Origin of the sequence: Saliniradius amylolyticus (assembly GCF_003143555.1) — a bacterium.
Taxonomy (GTDB): domain Bacteria; phylum Pseudomonadota; class Gammaproteobacteria; order Enterobacterales; family Alteromonadaceae; genus Saliniradius; species Saliniradius amylolyticus.
In genome coordinates this window covers 562,241-581,344 of the sequence record NZ_CP029347.1, presented here as the reverse complement: position 1 = coordinate 581,344, position 19,104 = coordinate 562,241, and the positions used below count along the sequence as shown (strand labels likewise).

The following is a 19,104-nucleotide window of genomic DNA, read 5'->3' as shown; positions in this document are numbered from 1 at the left end:
TCCTTATTCCACTTCAAAAATTCGGGCCGATTTGGCCTGGATAACAATGCCCTGATCCAGAGCAACAGGCTCGCCCCCGAGCACAGGTCTGGCGGTGGTCTTATCGCCGATCACTTCATGGAAGCGGCCGGTATCCACCGTTACAGACTCGTCGTTTTTATTCAGGATCACCATCACCGTTTGTTCGTCGTTATGACGGAAATAGGTGTAGGTGCCATCGGTCGGCGCATAGTGGGTCAGCTTGCCATTGTGGATGGCACTGGCCGTCTGGCGCCAGTTAAGAATGTCGGTAACCAGAGACTGAGCATTCAGCTGTTGCTCGGTCAGGCCATCGCCAGTAAAGGCATTGCTTTTATCGTCTTGCCAGCCACCGGGGAAGTCACTGCGGATAATGGTGTGATCGTCCGTGCCCGGGTGGCTCATTAGAATCTCGGTACCATAAAACAGCTGAGGGATGCCACGTGTCGTAAGGATGTACTTCATCGCCATCTTATACAGCGCATAGTCCTCGTTTAAGGCGGTATAAATGCGAGTCATATCGTGGTTGTCGGCGAAGATGCCCAACTGATAGGGGTTGCCATAGAGAAAGTCATTGGCGATGGACTGGTACAACTCCCGTAGGCCAGTACCCCATGTTTCCTCATTGTTCAGGGCATTCACCAACGCATTTTGCAGCGGAAAATCAAACATACTGGGAATATAGGACTGATAGTCATCATGACGCTCGGTGCCCTTTTGCCAGTAGGCCACGATAGCTGGGTTGTGAGACCATTCTTCGCCAACCAGTCCCAGATCCGGGTACTCGGCCATTACTCGACGGGTGTAGTCACTTAAAAAGCCCTTATCCGGGTAGGAATAGGTATCCAGACGAATGCCGGTGAGATCGGCGTATTCCACCCACCAGATGGAGTTCTGGATCAGATAGTTGGCCAAAAACGGATTGCGCTGATTGAGATCCGGCATGGTCTTAACAAACCAGCCATCGGTAAAAGCCTTCACATCCGACTCAACGGCGTGCGGATCATGCAGCGCTTCACGACGATGAGTTGTCTCGACAAACTCGCCGCCATGGTTGATCCAATCCGGTGTTGGCATGTCCTCCATCCAGTAATGCTCGGAACCAATATGGTTAAGGATGATATCTTTGACCAAACCAACGCCGTGCTTCTGCGCCTGTCTGGATAAGCGGCGGTAATCTTCGTTACTACCATAGCGAGGATCAATACGATAATAATCGGTGGTGGAATAGCCGTGATACGAATAGCGGTCCATATCGTTTTCCAGCACCGGGTTCAGCCACATTTGGGTTACACCCAGACTCTCTAGATAATCCAGATGCTGGATAATGCCTTCAAGATCACCGCCATGACGGCCCCCTTTGTACTCACGATTTATCGGCTCTTTCATGGCCTCGACAGAGTCATTGTCCGTATTGCCATTGGCAAAGCGATCCGGGGTAATCAGATAAATCACATCTTCCGGGCCAAAGCCCTCTCGCTGTGCCGAGCCATCGCGACGACTATTGAGTGGGTAGTCGTAACTGAGCTCAGTCTGACCGTCGCGATTAAAATCGATGGTCAGACTGCCTGGCTGAGTTTGCTCATCAATGGTTAAATCCACAAACAGATAGTTGTCGTTTTCTACCCGATGAATGGCATCCAGTGTCACTCCGGGATAGTCGATCACCGGCGTTAGCTGACCGATGTCATCGCCGTGAATCATGAGCTGTAATTCGGGGTTTTGCATGCCCACCCACCAAGAAAGTGGCTCCAGGTGCTGGATGTCATAGGCAGAAGCAGGAGCTGACAGCATTACCCCGGCCAGGGTTAGGTTTTTAATCAGTGTCATGATGATTCCTCAGAGTGCTTTAAATCGAATCGCGGTGCCGCCACTGCTGGCAAGCTTAAGCCTGAGCCTGTCGCCGTGTTGCACTGGCCTTGAGCTGATGGTCATTGCATAAGGCGCCGTTTGCCAGTCGGCATCAGGTCCGTCGGCGTAGATCTGCGCCTGAAAGGATTGACCTTCCGGCAAGAAGTCCAAAGAGATATCCAGCTTTCTGGCCTGTTCGTCGGTTATGGCTCCCAGATACCAGTCTTTTCCACCTCTTTCCTGCCTGACATAGACCACATACTCCCCCACCTCACCGGCAATGGCCCGGCTTTGCTCCCAGTCGGTCGGCACATCTTTGATGAACCGAAAGGCGTCAGGTCTTGCCTGATAATGCTCGGGTAAATCCGCGGCCATCTGAATAGGACTGTAAAGAGCCACATAGAGGGCAAGCTGTTTAGCCAGCGTGGTCTGAACCCGGTTTTCGGCCTCCAGGCCGTTAAAGGCCAGATTGAAAATGCCCGGGGTGAAATCCATGGGGCCCCCAAGTAGCCGGGTATAAATTAAATTCACGGTATGTTCCGGTGGATTCGGCGGCGAGCCCCAGGCATTAAATTCCTGTCCCCGGGCGCCTTCACGACTGAGCCAGTTAGGATAGGTGCGTCGCAGACCCGTAGCCTTGATGGGCTCGTGAGTGTTAATACTGATTTTATGCCTGGCCGCCAGTTTCACGGAGTCCAGATAGTGATTCACCATGACCTGGCTGTCATGCCATTCATGGCGGTCGATGCCCTGTTCATCCGTACGGGTCACCTCTCCACCATTAGCCACGTAACCGGTCTTAATCTGCTCCACACCCAGTTTTTCATATAAGGCATAAGCATCTGGCATCTGCTCAACATAGTTAGTTACATGACCGGAGGTTTCATGATGACCGATAAGCTTAACGCCAAGCTGTCTGCCATAATCGGCCACGGCCTCCAGGTCGAAGTCTGGATAGGGTTGAGTGAAGTTAAACACCGCGCCATTGTTAAACCACTCTCCATCCCAGCCCAGGTTCCAGCCTTCCACCAGCACGCCATCAAAGCCATGCTCAGCGGCAAAATCCATGTAGCGTTTCGCATTAGCGGTTGTGGCGCCATGCTTTTCACCGCTGCCCCACGAATACATTCCCAGATGCATCCCCCACCATATACCCATGTACTTGCCCGGCTTAACCCAGCTTACATCGCCGAGCTTGTTTGGCTCATTGAGATTCAGTACCAGGTTAGAATTAAGCAAACCGGTGGCGTTACCGGCTATTTGGATAGTGCGCCAGGGAGTATGGAAGCCCGCCTGAGTTTTGACCTTAGTACCGTCAAAGTTGGGAATCAGCTCGGCTTTTAGCAGCCCCCCGCGGCGGCGATCCAGCGTCATCGAGGCATAGTCCACCAAAGCCGCTTCATGGATGGCAAAGTGAGTTCCGTTTTGGCGGCGAAAAGTGACTGGTGTCTGCACTCGGTCGAAGTCGGTAACCCTGGTTTGTTGATACAGATGCTCGTAACGATTCCAGCCCTGTGCCGGAATCCACCAGGCCTGAGTGTGGCTCGCATCAGTCAGGTTAAATTCGGTCAGCTCATCCAACACAGTGAGTGTGCCGAGCCCGTCCTGTTTCGGTATTTCATATCGAAAGCCGACACCATCGTTAAATACGCGGACTCTCAAGTTAAGCCTGTAGTCTCCTTGCAGACTTACCAGTGCCTCGTTGTGATGGTCGCGTACCTGACGGTTCTGGCCCCACGGCTGTTGCCAGTAATGGTCCCTTGACGCCCGGTCGACCGTTTGAATGTGCAGCTCGGGACCAAGATCGCCAATCTCCCCGAAATGCAGTCCCAGGCGGGATGATGTCATCACCTTCTCACCGGCATACGTCACAGAATAAGAGAGTTGCGGCTCATCGCTTAGCGTAAAGACGATACGGTCATCGGGCGAGCGTAACTCGAGTCTCTCCGCCCATGCTGGTTGCGCCATCAGGCAAATAAGGAAGCCGAGAGACCACTTTGGTAATGCTGACATAATGCGTCCATCTTCTGGGTAAGGTAAGTCATACTAGCGATTGCGCAGCCTGCAGGCAGCAACCTGCATACGTATTCATTACAAGATTGCAACAGCCAGGTTAACTCACTGTAACTTATCGAAAATTGTGGCCGTTTTAACGCAGGTCTGCGTTATCTGTTGCCGTTTTTGTTAAACGATAAAGGTAGTAGCTGTTGGAGAGAATAAACAGGGCTTCAGTCATCAAAGCTCCCCAGGTCTGGGTATACCAGCAGTAGACTAAAAACAGCGATGAACCCGACACAATACAGGTTCTCAGCCCTCTTTCGTTACAGGACAGCTCACCATAGCGATACAGTGCAAACGTAATAGCCGGTATCAGAGTCAGCCAACTGCTACCACTCTGGTAACTCAGCAAAAAAATTCCTCCGGTCAGTATCAGAATCAGCATGACAGACTGACCCGGTGTGACTGCTCGCTGGGTTGCCAGGCGATAGAGGCTGCTGCCTGAGGCGACCAGCATCATCGCCATCCCCGCCCAGGCTGACTGATATAAGAATAACCATGCCATGGAGGCGCAAAGCGCCGCATTGATCCACAGTAAACGGGTCAGGTTATGACTGAAAAAGGACAGAGCGACCAGCAACACCGGCAGAGCGTGTAACAATGGTGCCACTCTAGCCCCCATGGCAGCAGAGTCCATCGCGTCTGCAGTCCATTCTCAGACGGGACAATAAGCTGTTCTGACAGGCGTTGCGGACTTCCCGGCACAGTTCTGTCATCAGAATGATGCGCTCAATCTCATCCATCATCGCGCACACGGATCTGGTATCAGCACAGTCGAAACGCCGCAGAGGATGTCGAGATTTAACTTTCACTTTCAAGCGCTAAACGCCCCTTTTAAATTTCTCATCAGAAAATCGGTTTATGAGCCTTGGCTTCAGCTTAATCGATCTCGACACAGCTCGCGTAATTGATTGTCGGACTGAAAGAAGCCTACTGACTGTCGGGTCTAGGATAAACATTTCGCAATACAAGGAAACAAGATGCAAACGTCTTCATCTCATCAATTAATACTTCGGCTCAGTTGGTCTCTGCTAGCGCTCAGACTGGGCGTTTTTATGGTCATGCTGGTATGGAGCCTGGATAAGTTTGTTAATCCGGCCCACGGTGGCAGAGTATTCGAACACTTCTACGGTCTTGAGATCAGCCAGTCACTGATCAACATTCTGGGGGGCCTGCAGTTGGTATTGGTAATTGCCTTTGTGTTGGGTCTGAAAAAGCGTTTCACCTATGGACTCATGTTCGTGCTTCATGGTGCGTCCACACTATCGTCTTACGCACAATACCTGGATGCCTTTAACAATTTGCTGTTTTTTGCGGCCTGGCCCATGTGGGCCGCCTGTCTCACACTATACTTGTTACGAGATTGGGATCATCGCTGGACGCTGGGCAAGGCCGGATAGCATGAGTGAAGGCTTGCGTCACAGAGGCGCAAGCCTTGTATTTCTCACTAAACCACAGCAGGCTTCAGGAGTGTAACGGTACCCTCGTCGGCATCCACTCGAACAGGTGCCCCCACAGGGATGATATGGTTATCACGAATATGGCCAAACTGAGCACCTGTGTATGTCGGTACATTGAGCGGCTTAAAGTAATGCTCAAACACCTCAGCCAGAGTAAAGCCGCCATAGCCTTTTTGCGGGTCACAGTCAGTACAATGGCCAAAGACCACGCCAGCTAACTTGTCCAGATGTCCTGCCAGGTGCAAGGTGGATAAGAAGCGGTCGATACGATAAATGGACTCGCCAACGTCTTCCAGGATCAGGATTTTATCGGTCATGTCCGGTAGGTACGGAGTACCGACCAGGCTCGCCAGTACGGTCAGGTTGCCACCGACAGTTACTCCCTCGGCCACACCGCCAGTGATGGTGTTGATGCGATTGCTAAGCATCACCAGTGTATCGTCGTTCTTCTTGTAATTACGAATAGTCGTGGCTTCACCATCAAACAGCACCTTTCTGGCCTGCTCTTCCTGGAACGCGCCCCAGTAGGCGAAGCCGTTAGGGCCATGAAAAGACACCATGCCGGTCTTGGCATAGACCGCATTCATCAACGAGGTAATGTCACTGTAGCCCATCAGTACCTTAGGATTTTGCTTGATGCTATCAAAATCGAGGTAAGGTAAAAGCCGGTTGCAGCCCCAGCCACCGCGAATGCAAATGACCCCATCGACGCTTTCGTCGGCGAAGGCACGATTAATATCGGCGGCGCGATCTTCGTCCTTTCCGGCCAGATAACCGTGACGATCAAACACATGCTGCCCCAGCTCCACTTTCAGCCCCATTGCCTCAAACGCCTCCTTGGCGATGTAGACATCATCATGTTTGAAGCTGGCACTGGCAGGAGCCACCATGCGGACGGTATCCCCCTGTTTCAGACGTTTAGGCAGAGTCGACGCTGGACTGCGAGCTGCGAATGCGGTTCCTCCGACAAGTTGTGAGGCCACCAGTCCGGCAGCGGAGGCTTTGATAAAGGCACGGCGATCCATGAAGTTCTCCTGTTGTTATTTTACGGTGATTGCCATTGACCCCTTGAGGTGGGGCAGGCTACTCTGAACACTTTAATAATAATTTATTTACAATCAAACATAAAAGAGCAATAAATAATGAAAAGGTATTTGTTCAGCTTAATGGTAGCGGGACTGGTATTTACTGGCCCAGGTCTCGCACAACAGCCTGTTTCGGGCTTGGATAAAGCTCAGATTCGGTTTAGCGATATTGAGCCTCACCTGGAGCGCGTCAAACAGTCCGACCGCTTTACGACCATTCAGGTGGGAACCTCTTATCTGGGCACGCCTATTTATCGCATCAGCACCGGTACAGGCCCGGTGAAGGTAATGATGTGGAGCCAGATGCACGGCGATGAGCCGACCGCCACTCCCGCACTGTTCGACCTAATCAGTCATATTGAACAACATCCCGACTGGCACCGAAGCTGGGCAGATAAAATCAGTTTGCACATGATCCCCATGTTGAATCCCGATGGCGCCGAAATGGCCCAGCGTTTTAACGCTCAGGGCATTGACGTCAACCGGGATGCCAAGGTGTTACAAACCCCGGAAGGGCGCACCCTGATGGAACAAGCCAAGACCATCGAGCCGGATATTGGCTTTAATCTCCACGATCAGAGCCGGTATTACGAAGTGGGGCATACAGGCAAAACCGCGACCATTTCCTTACTGGCCCCCGCTTTCAATGTGGCCAAGGACATCAACGATAAACGCCGCCGCGCCATGCAGCTTATTGGCGTGTTAAAAGAGGTGGGCGACAAAATGATCCCCGGCCATATGGGCCGTTACGATGACACATACGCCCACCGAGCATTTGGTGACACTCTGGCCAGTATGGGCATAAGTACCATTTTGATCGAGTCCGGCGCCTACAAGGGGGATCCGAATCGCCAGGTAGCCAGAGAAGTGAATGTCGCAATGCTGATCCGAGGCTTAAACAGCATTGCCAGCGGCGATTACCAGCAACAGACGCTGGACCCTTACAACGCCATTCCGATGAATAACTCCAATAGCTTTAAGGATCTCATTGTACGCAACCTGACCGTCGAGGACGGAGAGCATGAGTACCGGCTAGACATTGGCATCAATATCGGCAAGCAAGGCGCTTATGTCAATGAAGTGGGTGATTTGTCCGTCTTCCCGGCTTTTAACGAGATCGATGCCAGTGACTATCAGTATCAGGCCGGCAAAGCCTTTAAGTTAGAGGAAACGTTAGTGCTGACTGAGCAGCGTTACAGAGAGCTGCTCGGGCAAGGTTATACTCACTTCGAAGGGGACGCCGAACGGCTCGACAACCAAAGTCAGTGGCCGGTCGTAATTAACCCAAGCCGCGTACCCGAAGCGCGTCCCCAGCGACAGCAAGATGGGTTATTTCTATTAACCCATGACGGCAACGTGACATCCGCTGTTATTAATGGTCAGTGGTTATCCCTTAACTGAATAAAAGTGGCCGGGAATTATGTGATTCCCGGCGAACATACCTTCACGCCATTATCTTGTCTAAAAAGCTCTGGTGAGTCGGAAGCTGCTGAACAGTCCGGTCAATCAGAGTTTTCAGACCCGTTAATAGATCGGCTTGTTGCTCAGTGGTCAGCGAGTCTGCCAGGGGATGATATTTTTGGGGCAGCAGGCCCTGACCTATCATTACCTGATACCAGGCCACCTCGGTGAACAACTCATCCTGCTCGCGGAATACCTTCCCTCCCTCCCGGAATAACTCGATTTTATGTGCCAGTGAGTCAGGAATCGGCATGGTCCGACAACGCTGCCAGAACGCCTCAGGACGGTTATTTAATACATAATGCAGGATAATAAAGTCCCGAATGCGCTCAAACTCAACTTTCGACTGACGGTTATATTCCTCCACATCCACCGGACTAATCCCATTCTGAGGGAACAACTTGATCAGCCGCACTAAGCCAGACTGAACCATATGTAAACTGGTGGACTCCAGTGGCTCGAGGAAGCCACTCGATAAACCCAGGGCTACACAGTTCTTATGCCACTGCTTGACCCGACGGCCCGTCGTAAAGCGAATGGGCTTTGGCTCCGCCAACGGGTCGCTACTAAGGTTTTTCAGTAACAGCTCCTGAGCCTGCTCATCGGACAGGTAATCACTACAATACACCAAACCATTACCGGTACGGTGTTGCAAAGGAATCTGCCACTGCCAACCGGCATTATGAGCAATCGAGCGTGTATAAGGTGGCAATGGATCCAATTTTTCAGAGGGGATAGCCAGAGCCCGATCACAGGGAAGCCAGTGACGCCAGTCTTCATAACCTGTTTTCAACGCACCTTCGATGAGAAGTCCTCGAAAGCCTGAACAATCAATAAAGAGATCTCCCTGAATTTTCTGACCCGACTGTAGTACCAATGAGTCAATAAAACCGGTTTCTGGTACTAATGTCACAGACTCAACAAAACCTTCCACACGTTTTACGCCCTGCTTCTCACTCAATTGACGCAGATATGCGGCATACAGGCCGGCGTCCAGATGATAGGCCTGCACCAATCCCTGAAGCTGGGTATTCGGTATGGTATTGAGGTGGGTGAATTTATTGGCCTTGGCCGCCTGGTAATTCAGGGAATAATCCCAGAAGTCCCCGCCTTGCCCTTCTGATTTGGCCTTCAGCCAGTTGTGATGAAAGCCGGCCAGTCCCATGTTCTTTCCAATCTGGCCGAAGGCGTGCATATAACTCTGTCCCGGCTGATACCAGTCGCTAAATTCGATCCCGAGCTTTATGCTGCCTTGCGTCTGCTTTAAAAACTCAGCTTCCGAGATACCCAACACACGGTTAAAGTGGGTAATAGGAGGAATAGTGGCTTCGCCGACACCAACAGTGCCAACCTGTTCAGATTCCACCAGAGTGATATCCAGCTGCTGATTCATTAGTCGCGTCAGGATACTCGCTGCCATCCAACCCGATGACCCACCGCCCACAATCACCACTTTCATATGCTGCCTGCCTGTCACTATTTTCTGGTTTCAGATACAAAAATACCCTTGTCCGCACACGGCCGACAAGGGTATTTGCTATTGTTTGGATAATTTAGAACTTATAGTTCACACCAAACAGGAAGTTACGACCGAAGCGCTGCGCATCACGCACATCCAGGCCATCGCCATCGATGCTGTGAGCGGTGACAAACTCTTCATCAGTCAGGTTCTGCCCCTGCAGAGTAACCGTCAGGCCTTCCAGCTCTTCAATGCCCGACTCAGAGAAGTCGTAGCTGATTTGCGCATCCAGCAAGTCGCTGCCAAATACGTTAACCGGAACGCGGTTCAGGCTCAGGCCCGCAACTTCGCCCAGGAAGTCAGAACGGCTGCGCCAGCTGGCACGAACCTCAAACCCTGCACGCTCATAGTAAACGGTGGCGTTGTACACTTCCTCAGACAAGCCGGGAACAGTGACATTAAACTCTTGCAACTCAGTACCACCTTGCGTGTCAGTGGGCACTTCCAGTTGGAAATCCAGTTCACTGTCAAGGAAGGTTGCTGAGAAGATACCACCAAAGCCTTCTAATGCATCGGATAGCATTACACCAGGAAGTGACAGGGTCAGCTCCAAGCCATTTACCTTGCCATCACCTACGTTTTTCCATGATGACAATACGCCAACGGGAGACGGGTCGAAGCCTTCTGGAGTTTCCAGTTCGGACGTATCAACGATCTCAGGAACCTGCAACTGCCAGTCTTTGATGTCTTTGTAGAACAAGGCGGCAGCAAAGTAACCTTCAGAATGGAAATAGTTTTCATAGGTCAGATCCAGCTGATTTGCCTGGATGGGCTTCAGACTTGGATTGGCGGTACTACCAGACCAAATTCCAACTTGTTCATTAAACGACAACTCGCCGGAGCTGGCATTCATACGGTCCATTCTGGAACGCGTCATGGTTTTGGAGATACCGAACCTTACGCTCTGCTCGTCCGCAATTTCAGCAATCAGGTTCAAGCTCGGTAAGACCTCGGTGTATGAATCACCACCGGACGTTTCCTGGACATCCAGGCGGCGTCCTTCAATGCGGCGACTGGCGAAACCATCGGAGCTTTGATCCGTATGTACGACCTGAACACCGGCGTTACCACGCACCGGAATATCGCCAATCATCGTATCAATATTGGCCTTAACAAAACCAATGGTCACTTCCTCACTGACCGACCAGGTATTCTGCCAACGGGCGGGGTCACTGAGGCGAGAGTCAAACTCTACATAGTTGCCGTCTTGCCAGAAGCGGAAAGAGTCGAACGCAATCATGTCGTCAATACCAATAAAGCCCAGGGAGGTATTGGGTACGCGATATTGCTCTGGCACCGGCATTTGATAACCTGGGATGACATTGTTGTTTTCGTCCAATGCACCTGGCAATGTCAGGAACAGACCATTGTCGATCTTAGACTTGGTGCGATCACTGAAGTAAGCGCCAAATTCAACGCTGCTTACCATGCCATAATCAAAAATGCGCTCAGCAGCCAGCTTGATCGTGGTCAGCTCATCATCGATTTCCGGCGTGTTGATAAAGCCATCCTGGTCATCACTGCTTTCCAGGTCCGTCAGGTTACCCCAACCCCAGGATTGCGGGTTACCAAGCTGAATCACATCGTGGCTGCCATAGTCCAGTTGAGGATCTAAGTCGACACTCTGATTATCGTCGGCAAACTCAAACCCAATTTGCTCGGGCAGACGGTCATCGAAACCACGACCAGAACCAGCATAAGCTTCAAGTGCCCAGGTGCGGCGATCAACCTGAGAATATGCTGCATCAAACTCCAATACCCAGTTCGGGCTCAGGTCGTGCTCAATATTCAGGCCGAACGCATTCAGCTCCGCTTCACGGATGGTGCGGTCATTACGAACCACGCCACCTACAGGCGACCCCGGGCCACCGATTGTGCCGGTATGGCTATAGCCATTCTGGGTTTCATCAACGGTAATACCCGCGTCGCCCCAGGCGGCTGGAATTTCGATACCACGCAGCGTCTGATTGTCTTCAAAGTCGATGTACAAGGCATCCACATTGATGCGCAAGTCATCGCGAGGCGAGTATTCGATAACGCCCATCAACGTATCACGTGTTAACTCGGCTGAACGTACAAATGGCTTCATCCCGCCGATCACACCATCAGGCCAGCCCCATGTTTCAAACCGCTCTTCATTGTTGGGGGAGTCCATGTGGGTGTAGGCGAAGGCAACACCCAGAGTGTCATCCTTAAATTGATCGATGTACGAGAAGCTACCGCGCCAACCGGTGTCTTCACCATCGGGGTTCAGGGCGCCAATGTCATTTTGTTCACCACGCAAGGTCACCGCCATGGTTTTCTCACCATGGGCCAGTGGTTTAACTGTACGCATGTCGATGGTACCGCCGATGCCTTGAGTCATCAGAGTCGCTTCGGGGGTTTTATAAACGATGACTTCGCTCATGATTTCCGATGGATACACATCGAATTCAACACCGCGGTTGTCACCTAAGGTTACCTGCTCGCGCCCATTGAAAGTGGCAGTACTAAAGTCCGGTCCCAGGCCACGAATGGCGATTGAGCTGGAACGACCATTTAGACGCTGTGCTGCCAGCCCCGGAAGCCGGGCAATGGATTCTGCAATACTGGAATCGGGCAGCTTACCAATATCTTCCGCCGTGATGGCTTCAACAATGGAAGTTTCCGACATTTTGATAGCCTGAGACTTTTGCAGGCTGGCACGGATGCCGGAAACTTTAATGACTTCAACGGCGTCTTCTGCTGTTTGCTCTTGATTATCCTGAGCCATTGCGGGAAGAGCCGCAAAAGCGATACCACTGGCAACCAGTGCCGAGGTAATCATATTGGGTTTGAATGTTTTCATGCCTGTGTCCTGAGTTAGGGTGTGTGAACAACCATTTGCCCTGAAATGGGGCAAAAACAGCTTCGTTGTATAACGAAAATGTTTCTATTTTGTTGCAACCGATAGTAACGCCAGCCTTTTTCACTGCACAAGTTGTTGCATACGTATTCATCTGTTTATAGCAACAAACTGATAACATTCAACACAAATCATCAACATCTCGCGAAGCCGCAGAGTTTGCCGACGAAAAACATAAAAAATCATACTGAACAAGTACTTGCTAATGAGCACCTAAACGTTAAGGTCGAACCCGAGCTGTTAATTAATTACAAGATAAACAGGATGTTAAGAGCAAAAGATCTCTAATTAGCACGAAAAACCAGCGAAAAATGTAATCTATTTACAATCTTTTCACGCCTGATTCTCTGCCTGTGAGCCATCACGGTGCACTTGCACATCCTTAGGGCCTTGAAATTAAAGCGCATCAGACGCTGCTTTATGGCCATTCCAAACCCAGCTTAGCAACAGGGTTAAGATAATGGTCGAACACAGCGTAATAAACATCAGGTGGATATAATGCAGTGGCGTCCAAACAAAAGTGAAGAAACCATAGAGCAAAGCACCAAATATCAGCCCAACCTGTATGGACTTGCCATGAATCCCTTTAAAGAAGATAGCCACAATAAAGGCTGCCAGCACCGGCATACTGTACAAACCGTTGAGCTGTTGCAGCAGCGCCACAATGCTCTTGGCATTTTGATAGAGCGGCACTAGGGCAACCGCCACCACAGCAAATAGCAAGGCCACCCGCTGTCCTACCTTTCGCACCTCAGTATGAGGATTAAAATACTTCTGGTGAATGTCACAGGTATACAGGGCCGACGCTGAATTTAAGCAGGAGTTGAAGCTGGATAGCACGGCCCCGGCGATCACAGCGGCAAAAGCGCCCGACAACCAGGGTGGCAATACATCCCCTACCAGCTTGCCATAGGCCACATCCCCTACTTCCCCATAGAGTTTAAAGGCCACAATTCCTGGTAACACGACAATAAAGGGAATGACGAGTTTAAACGCCACCGCAGCATAAATCCCTTTGCGCGCTTCCCTGACCGACTCAGCAGCCAGCGCTCGCTGGGTGATCACCATGTTGGTACCCCAGTAAAAGATATGAATAAATACCATGCCGGTCAGCAGCGTATGCCAGGGAATATCCGAGTCACTGTCTCCCATCAGAGTCAGGCGCTCTAGGGGCACGCCACTAAAATCAAAATCGATGGCATAGAGTCCAAACACCGTCACCGCCGTCCCCATGGCCAATAACCCCAATCCATTAAAGGTATCCGAGATAGCGATAGCACGCAGGCCACCGAAGATGGCATAAACCGCTCCGACAATAGCAAACAGGGTCGCAATGGTCGGTACAGACAAACTCAGACCGAACATCGATTGCATAAACAACGAGCCGGTATAGAGCACCACTGGCAACAGGATAAACATGTAGCCAAATAAAAACAGAGCCGATACCAGAGTACGAATACCGGCATTTTGATAACGGTGCTCTAACAGCTCCGTAGTAGTGGTGCATTTATATTTGTAATACAGCGGAATGAGTACCCAGGCCAGGATTAGTAACCCAAAAGCGGCGCCGATTTCCCACCATGCCACCAGTAGCGACTGAGCCCCGTTCATACCGACAATCTGCTCGGCACTGATGTTCGTCAGCAGAATGGAGCCGGCCACATAGGTCCAGGGCAGGTTGCCTCCGGCCAAGAAGTATTCCCGACTGTCATTGGCGTCCCGTTTGTGCCCCCGACACTTCACATAAGTTACCGCGCCGACCGCAGCGGTAAGTAACAAGAAGATCGTCACTTGAATCAGATTATCGGCCATCAGGCTTATCCTTAATAATTTTGATAGATTGCCAGCTCCCGCCGATGACGTTCCAATTCGGGATCCGGAACCGCGGGCACAGCTTCAATATAGGCTTGAATATAGTCCTGAGGAAAGCCATTCTCCTTAGCTCCGGTCAGCACGTGGTAGTGATACCAACTAAACGGCTTATCGTCCGTCTGGATATCGGTGGCATAATAGGTAAAGGCCTGCAGCCGATGCCCCTCGGTATTCTCAACCTCAATCTGTTTTTGCTGGTAACCATGATCCAGGCCTTCTATGCGATCCAAAATAGCCTTATCGTCATGGTCAACCCAGTACAACGCCCCATAGACATAGTGGTCAGGGTCTCCGGTGTAATAAATATCGCATTTGGCCGAGTTGTCTTGCCCCAACTTATGAAAACGCAGTTGATGATCCCAGGCCATGTAAGTTCCCAAGCGCTTGACTCTATCCAAACGAGCCTGAATACGTTTTAAAGACAGGTTCGACCCATACGCAAAGTAATGCATGGTTTTCCCTCTACTCATAAACAAAGCGCTGCCGAGGCAGCGCTACTTAGTCTATTAGGCTAACACTTAGCTTAGTTCATCCTATTGACCGTCAGTTCCGGCGTCTGCCAGTTAAAACCGCTGAGACTGAAGCGATAATCGCCCCCTTCCACGATGGATAGCTTTAAGTTAGGTGGATTTGCCGCATGATTCAATGGCAAAGCCTGACCTATATTCACTGTCACATCACTGTCTGCCTCGCTAAGTGCACCAATGTTAACCGTTGACCAGTCAGCAGTAGCAAACTTAAATTCATAGTCGCCTGCTGCCAGTGTCATGGTGACGGCATATGTGCCGGGTGACACCCAGTTAAGAGGATCATCTTCACCCCAGCCATTGAGACTGCCCCGGATTAACACCGTATTTTCCCCGAACAACTCAGAAGGGCCCACACTCAATGTTGGTGCCTGCTTATCGGAGGCATCAAAGACAAACCGATAATCACCGGCATCCTCGATAGTGATGCTGAAGTTACCGCCGTTATAAACCGTAGACAGGTCGGTATCACCTACCATTACCTCACCCTCACCATAGTTCACGGTAGCCCAGTCTTCCGAGGCCACTTTGAAGCCATACGTGCCGGCATCCAGAGTCACAGCGATCTCGTACTGACCATCTCCGATAAAGCTAAAGGCATCATCGGTGCTCCAGCCATTCATATCGCCGCGCAGGTACACGGTTGTACCAACATAAGGTTCATCGTTACGCACCGTTAGTACCGGATTCTCCGCATCGCTGGCGTTTACCGAGAACACATAATCACCGTCGACCTCAGGGGTAAACATCAGGTTGCCGGTGTTATAGCTCATGGCATAGGGGTCTTCTTCTACGACGGTACCCTCACCATTGGTGTCACCATAGTTAATGGTGGACCAGTCTTCGCTGGCAAACTTGAAGTTATAGGTGGTGCCACCGGTCAGAGACAAGGTCACTTCGTAAACCCCATTACCTTCATAGGTCATGGCATCATCAGTACTCCAGCCGTTCATATCACCGCGGATATAGGCGGTGGTATCAGCATAAGGCACCACATCAGGCGCACCCTGTGTCGCCGTTGCCGACAGACCTTCGCCCTGAGCGCCACTTTGCGGTTTAACAAATACCGCGGTGGTGAGCGCCGGTACGGTAAAGGTACCTTCACCCTCGCCCTCTGCGAAGCTGGCTCCGGCCACCATGCTGTCTACCGACATTTGCTGCATGGGGTGCAGCTCAAAGCCGGTCGCCGTGGCGATGGTATGAGACTGTTCCTGACGGCTGCCGTTAAATACCACTACAATGGCGTCATGATTCGGATCCAGGTCGGTCAGACCAGACCCATCATCGATGCTCATCACAATCAGGCCCTGTTTTTGATTGGTGCCGATATTGTGAAAGCCCACACGATCAAACACATCCTGTGCGGTGGTCAGTCGGAACAACGGACTGCCTGAACGGATCTGCAGCGTTTCTTTGAACAAATCCGACGCAAACATAATGTCACTGCTGCTGACCTGCGCGTTGGAGTCGCCCAGGATTTCACCAATGGTCTCCCAGTTGCCGCCATTGTCCTGCTCCAGCGGCAAACCCACGCCAAAGTTATTACTCTGCATGGTGAAATCGAGCCGGTTAAACCAGTCGCCGGAATCGTAGGAGTTGCGATCCATGGATTTGGAACGGATCAGGTCGCCGCCCATTTGCAGGAAGGGCACGCCCTGACTGAACATGGGAATGGTGCTGGCGATATGCTGTGCACGGACCTTCTCTTGCAGTGTGAAGAACTCACCGTCGTCGTTCTCCATATTGAAGAACGCGTACTGGAGTTTATCCCACAGCGTCTCGTTGTCATGTTTGGACACATAGTTGATAACGTCGGCGGGATCTTGGGCATAAGACGACTTGAAGAAGTTTTTACCTGAGCCCACGCTGCCCGACGAGCTCAACAGTGCAAAGTCCGCCAGAGTGCCCGCCAGACCCAAGCGGATAATATCCTGCTCCTGCAAAGACCCGTCCGGATTAAACAGCACGCCGTCACGAATAATGTCACGATAGCGGTCATTAAAAGTGCCGATTTCGGTCCCGGCCAGATTGGTTTGGTTCGACTGCTCGAAGCCGTAGTCAGGAATATTCCAGCCTTCGCCGTAGAAGTAGTTGTCCGGGTCAATCTGATGCACGGCGTCACGGGTCGCCAACAGCACATCCTTTGGAATGTGTGCCATCAAATCCCAGCGGAAACCGTCGAGCTTGTACTGCTCAGCCCACATGGCCACTGAGTCTTTCACAAACTTACCCATCATGGTGTGTTCGCTGGCCGTATCATCACAGCAGGTCACACGATTGACCGCACCAGAGACCAGATCAAGGCGGTGATAATAACCGGGCACCACCTTATCGAATACAGAGTTCTGATACAGCGCAGAAGCGTTGGTATGGTTGTATACCACATCGGTGACCACCCGCAGGCCCATGTCATGCAGTGCCTGGATCATGGCGCGCATTTCTTTAATGCGGGCAACCCCATCGGGGTCAGTGGCATAGCTGCCTTCGGGGGCATTGAAATGGTGCGGGTCATACCCCCAGTTAAAGCCGTCAATATCCCGAATGGCATTAACCACTACCTGCTGCTCGGGACTGTCTGCCGGATAGGTTTCCAGGGCTTCTAGTATAGTTCCGTCCTGATTCACCGCTCCGTCATGACACACATCCAGTTGACGATCCTGTAAGCAAAGCTCCGATAACGGACTGGTCAGGTTTAACTGGCGCTCAAAGTTTTCGTTGACCGTGGCAATATCATTGGCCGGTAACATATGAAAGTGCGTCAGTCCCGCCTCCTGCAAGGCTTTTAAGTGATTGACCGGTGCCGTGTCTTGCGCAGTGAAGGCCAGGTATTTACCACGCATGGCTTCCGGTGTGCTCTCATCCAGAATACTGAAGTCCCGGATGTGCCCTTCATAAATCACCGCGTCTTCCGGGTTGGTAATGGCGGGGATGGCATGGCTATCCCAGTTGTCCGGCTTCAGATCGGCGTCGCTGAGGTTCACGAACTGCGAGTAACGACCATTGGTCGCCAGGCTCACCGAGTAAGGGTCGGTGGTTTCCAGCGTTTCCAGCGCCTCTGAGGCCGGATGGTACACGGTCACCTCATAGCGATAGAACTGGCGATCCAGATCACTGCCGGTGTACGTCCAGATACCGGTAGCCGGATCCTCGGTCATGCTGTGACTTGCCACTTCCGATTTAGCCGCATCATAAACCTTCAGATTGACGCTCTGAGCGGTTGGCGCCCAGACAGAGGCGGTGACGTCACTCCCGTTGTAGTTCAGACCTAACTGCGCTTCATCGGCGTCCGCCTCACCAGCGGTGTACAGATAGTCCAGAATGGCCGGGATTTGCACATAGGTAGCCTGAACAAGCTCACCATCACCGTCATATCCGGCGGCCACCAACTGACTCTTTAACATGGACTTTGCCTGCTCTGGCTCAACCAAAGCCGAGAACGCCGGCCAGCTGCTGACTTCAGGATTCGCTGCCGCCTGCGCGTCAGTCAACCCATCCAGAGTAAACTCAACCGACTCACCGGCAATGGTCTCGGACTCTGGGTCGACACTCAGACTGGCATCCATTGAGTAATGGAGCTTCACGCTGGCAATTTCGTTGGTATCCACATCCCACACCAGAGTGTCGGGGTCCAGCCAATGAGCGGCCATATCCTCAATGGCCACCGGGCGCTCACCCAATGAAAGGATTGGGAACTCAAACACATCGGGCTCGCCTGACAACGCCCAGTTCATTCGGGTAAAGTCAGGATCATCCTGTGCAAGCGGCATCTTCTTATCGCCACCGCCCATCTCCTTGCCGGCGTCATCGGTGCCAATATGAATAATGAAGTTACCGCAGGCGCCTTCACTACCCGCCACGCCGTCTTTCAGCTTCAGAATCCAGTAGGCCCCATAATTCGGGTCAATACCATCATACTCAAGGCCGTTATCCCAGCTGGGTGCGATAGACTCAGCCTGATAGGCATCACACTCATCATTATTCCAGGTATGCAGACGGTAGCCCTCATAGACCGGATCATCCGACTCATTGGACGCATCCTGAGGGCGGTTGTAATACAGAACTGCCTCATTATCGCCGGGGAAAACGGTGGGTTCAGGAAGGCTGGGGTCAGCCCCGACCACACAGGCATCGTTAGTCTCATTGGGTACCGTGGGCGCCGGACATTCGATGGGTGGCGGCGCGACACATTCAGTGCCAGCCGCATTGGGCACATTAGGCACATCACAGGTGAGCAGCTGCTCACCACTTTCAATATCGGACCCGCCGCATGCGGCCAATCCCAGCGTCAAGAATGCTAAGGCAAACAGCTTAAGCATTGATTGTCGAAAAAACATAATTATTGCTCCAACATAAATTATCGTTGAGCCCC

11 protein-coding genes are annotated in these 19,104 nt (G+C 51.7%); 2 read left to right on the top strand and 9 right to left on the bottom strand.

From position 1 onward, the window contains the following. Nucleotides 1–3: 3 nt before the first annotated feature. The 3 genes from HMF8227_RS02860 to HMF8227_RS02850 form a co-directional block, all read right to left on the bottom strand. The gene (locus HMF8227_RS02860) at nt 4–1,848 is read right to left on the bottom strand and encodes a glycoside hydrolase family 13 protein (RefSeq protein WP_109338741.1); all 1,845 of its coding nucleotides are present in this window, start codon (nt 1,846–1,848) and stop codon (nt 4–6) included. Between the two features lie 9 nt (nt 1,849–1,857). Next, nucleotides 1,858–3,882, bottom strand: coding sequence for a glycoside hydrolase family 97 protein (locus HMF8227_RS02855; RefSeq protein ID WP_109338740.1), 2,025 nt, complete (start codon nt 3,880–3,882; stop codon nt 1,858–1,860). A gap of 136 nt (nt 3,883–4,018) precedes the next feature. Further along, nucleotides 4,019–4,537: a YgjV family protein gene (locus HMF8227_RS02850; protein WP_162558469.1), complete on the bottom strand. Its 519-nt coding sequence runs from the start codon at nt 4,535–4,537 to the stop codon at nt 4,019–4,021. 370 nt (nt 4,538–4,907) lie between these two features. Here HMF8227_RS02850 and HMF8227_RS02845 point away from each other — a divergent pair, with 370 nt between their 5' ends. After that, nucleotides 4,908–5,327, top strand: a complete 420-nt coding sequence (locus tag HMF8227_RS02845; RefSeq protein WP_109338738.1) for a hypothetical protein — start codon at nt 4,908–4,910, stop codon at nt 5,325–5,327. Between the two features lie 47 nt (nt 5,328–5,374). Here HMF8227_RS02845 and HMF8227_RS02840 read toward each other — a convergent pair whose 3' ends face one another. Continuing rightward, nucleotides 5,375–6,412 (bottom strand): S66 peptidase family protein, encoded by a 1,038-nt coding sequence (locus tag HMF8227_RS02840; RefSeq protein ID WP_109338737.1) that lies wholly within the window; start codon nt 6,410–6,412, stop codon nt 5,375–5,377. Nucleotides 6,413–6,529: 117 nt separating this feature from the next. On the opposite strand from HMF8227_RS02840, the gene HMF8227_RS02835 reads away from it, so the two are divergent. After that, nucleotides 6,530–7,873 carry a M14 family metallopeptidase gene (locus HMF8227_RS02835; RefSeq protein WP_109338736.1) on the top strand — a complete coding sequence of 448 codons (1,344 nt, stop codon included), beginning with the start codon at nt 6,530–6,532 and terminating at the stop codon, nt 7,871–7,873. 43 nt (nt 7,874–7,916) lie between these two features. Here HMF8227_RS02835 and HMF8227_RS02830 read toward each other — a convergent pair whose 3' ends face one another. The 5 genes from HMF8227_RS02830 to HMF8227_RS02810 form a co-directional block, all read right to left on the bottom strand. Then, nucleotides 7,917–9,392: a tryptophan halogenase family protein gene (locus HMF8227_RS02830; RefSeq protein ID WP_109338735.1), complete on the bottom strand. Its 1,476-nt coding sequence runs from the start codon at nt 9,390–9,392 to the stop codon at nt 7,917–7,919. A 94-nt stretch (nt 9,393–9,486) separates the two neighbouring features. Then, a complete protein-coding gene (locus tag HMF8227_RS02825) occupies nt 9,487–12,279 on the bottom strand; it encodes a TonB-dependent receptor (protein WP_109338734.1) in 2,793 nt (930 codons plus the stop codon). Between the two features lie 453 nt (nt 12,280–12,732). Continuing rightward, on the bottom strand, nt 12,733–14,148 hold the full coding sequence (locus tag HMF8227_RS02820; RefSeq protein ID WP_109338733.1) for a solute:sodium symporter family transporter: 1,416 nt from the start codon (nt 14,146–14,148) through the stop codon (nt 12,733–12,735). An 11-nt stretch (nt 14,149–14,159) separates the two neighbouring features. Next, complete coding sequence (locus HMF8227_RS02815; protein ID WP_162558468.1) at nt 14,160–14,660, bottom strand: gamma-glutamylcyclotransferase family protein; 501 nt, start codon at nt 14,658–14,660, stop codon at nt 14,160–14,162. A gap of 71 nt (nt 14,661–14,731) precedes the next feature. Next, complete coding sequence (locus tag HMF8227_RS02810) at nt 14,732–19,069, bottom strand: alpha-1,6-glucosidase domain-containing protein (protein ID WP_109338731.1); 4,338 nt, start codon at nt 19,067–19,069, stop codon at nt 14,732–14,734. Between the last annotated feature and the right edge of the window lie 35 nt (nt 19,070–19,104).

Bases quoted from the DNA above. Each gene is read 5' to 3' on its own strand.
- HMF8227_RS02860 (WP_109338741.1), bottom strand. From the start codon at position 1,848: ATGACACTGATTAAAAACCTAACCCTGGCCGGGGTAATGCTGTCAGCT.
- HMF8227_RS02855 (WP_109338740.1), bottom strand. From the start codon at position 3,882: ATGTCAGCATTACCAAAGTGGTCTCTCGGCTTCCTTATTTGCCTGATG.
- HMF8227_RS02845 (WP_109338738.1), top strand. From the start codon at position 4,908: ATGCAAACGTCTTCATCTCATCAATTAATACTTCGGCTCAGTTGGTCT.
- HMF8227_RS02840 (WP_109338737.1), bottom strand. From the start codon at position 6,412: ATGGATCGCCGTGCCTTTATCAAAGCCTCCGCTGCCGGACTGGTGGCC.
- HMF8227_RS02835 (WP_109338736.1), top strand. From the start codon at position 6,530: ATGAAAAGGTATTTGTTCAGCTTAATGGTAGCGGGACTGGTATTTACT.
- HMF8227_RS02830 (WP_109338735.1), bottom strand. From the start codon at position 9,392: ATGAAAGTGGTGATTGTGGGCGGTGGGTCATCGGGTTGGATGGCAGCG.
- HMF8227_RS02825 (WP_109338734.1), bottom strand. From the start codon at position 12,279: ATGAAAACATTCAAACCCAATATGATTACCTCGGCACTGGTTGCCAGT.
- HMF8227_RS02820 (WP_109338733.1), bottom strand. From the start codon at position 14,148: ATGGCCGATAATCTGATTCAAGTGACGATCTTCTTGTTACTTACCGCT.
- HMF8227_RS02815 (WP_162558468.1), bottom strand. From the start codon at position 14,660: ATGCATTACTTTGCGTATGGGTCGAACCTGTCTTTAAAACGTATTCAG.
- HMF8227_RS02810 (WP_109338731.1), bottom strand. From the start codon at position 19,069: ATGTTTTTTCGACAATCAATGCTTAAGCTGTTTGCCTTAGCATTCTTG.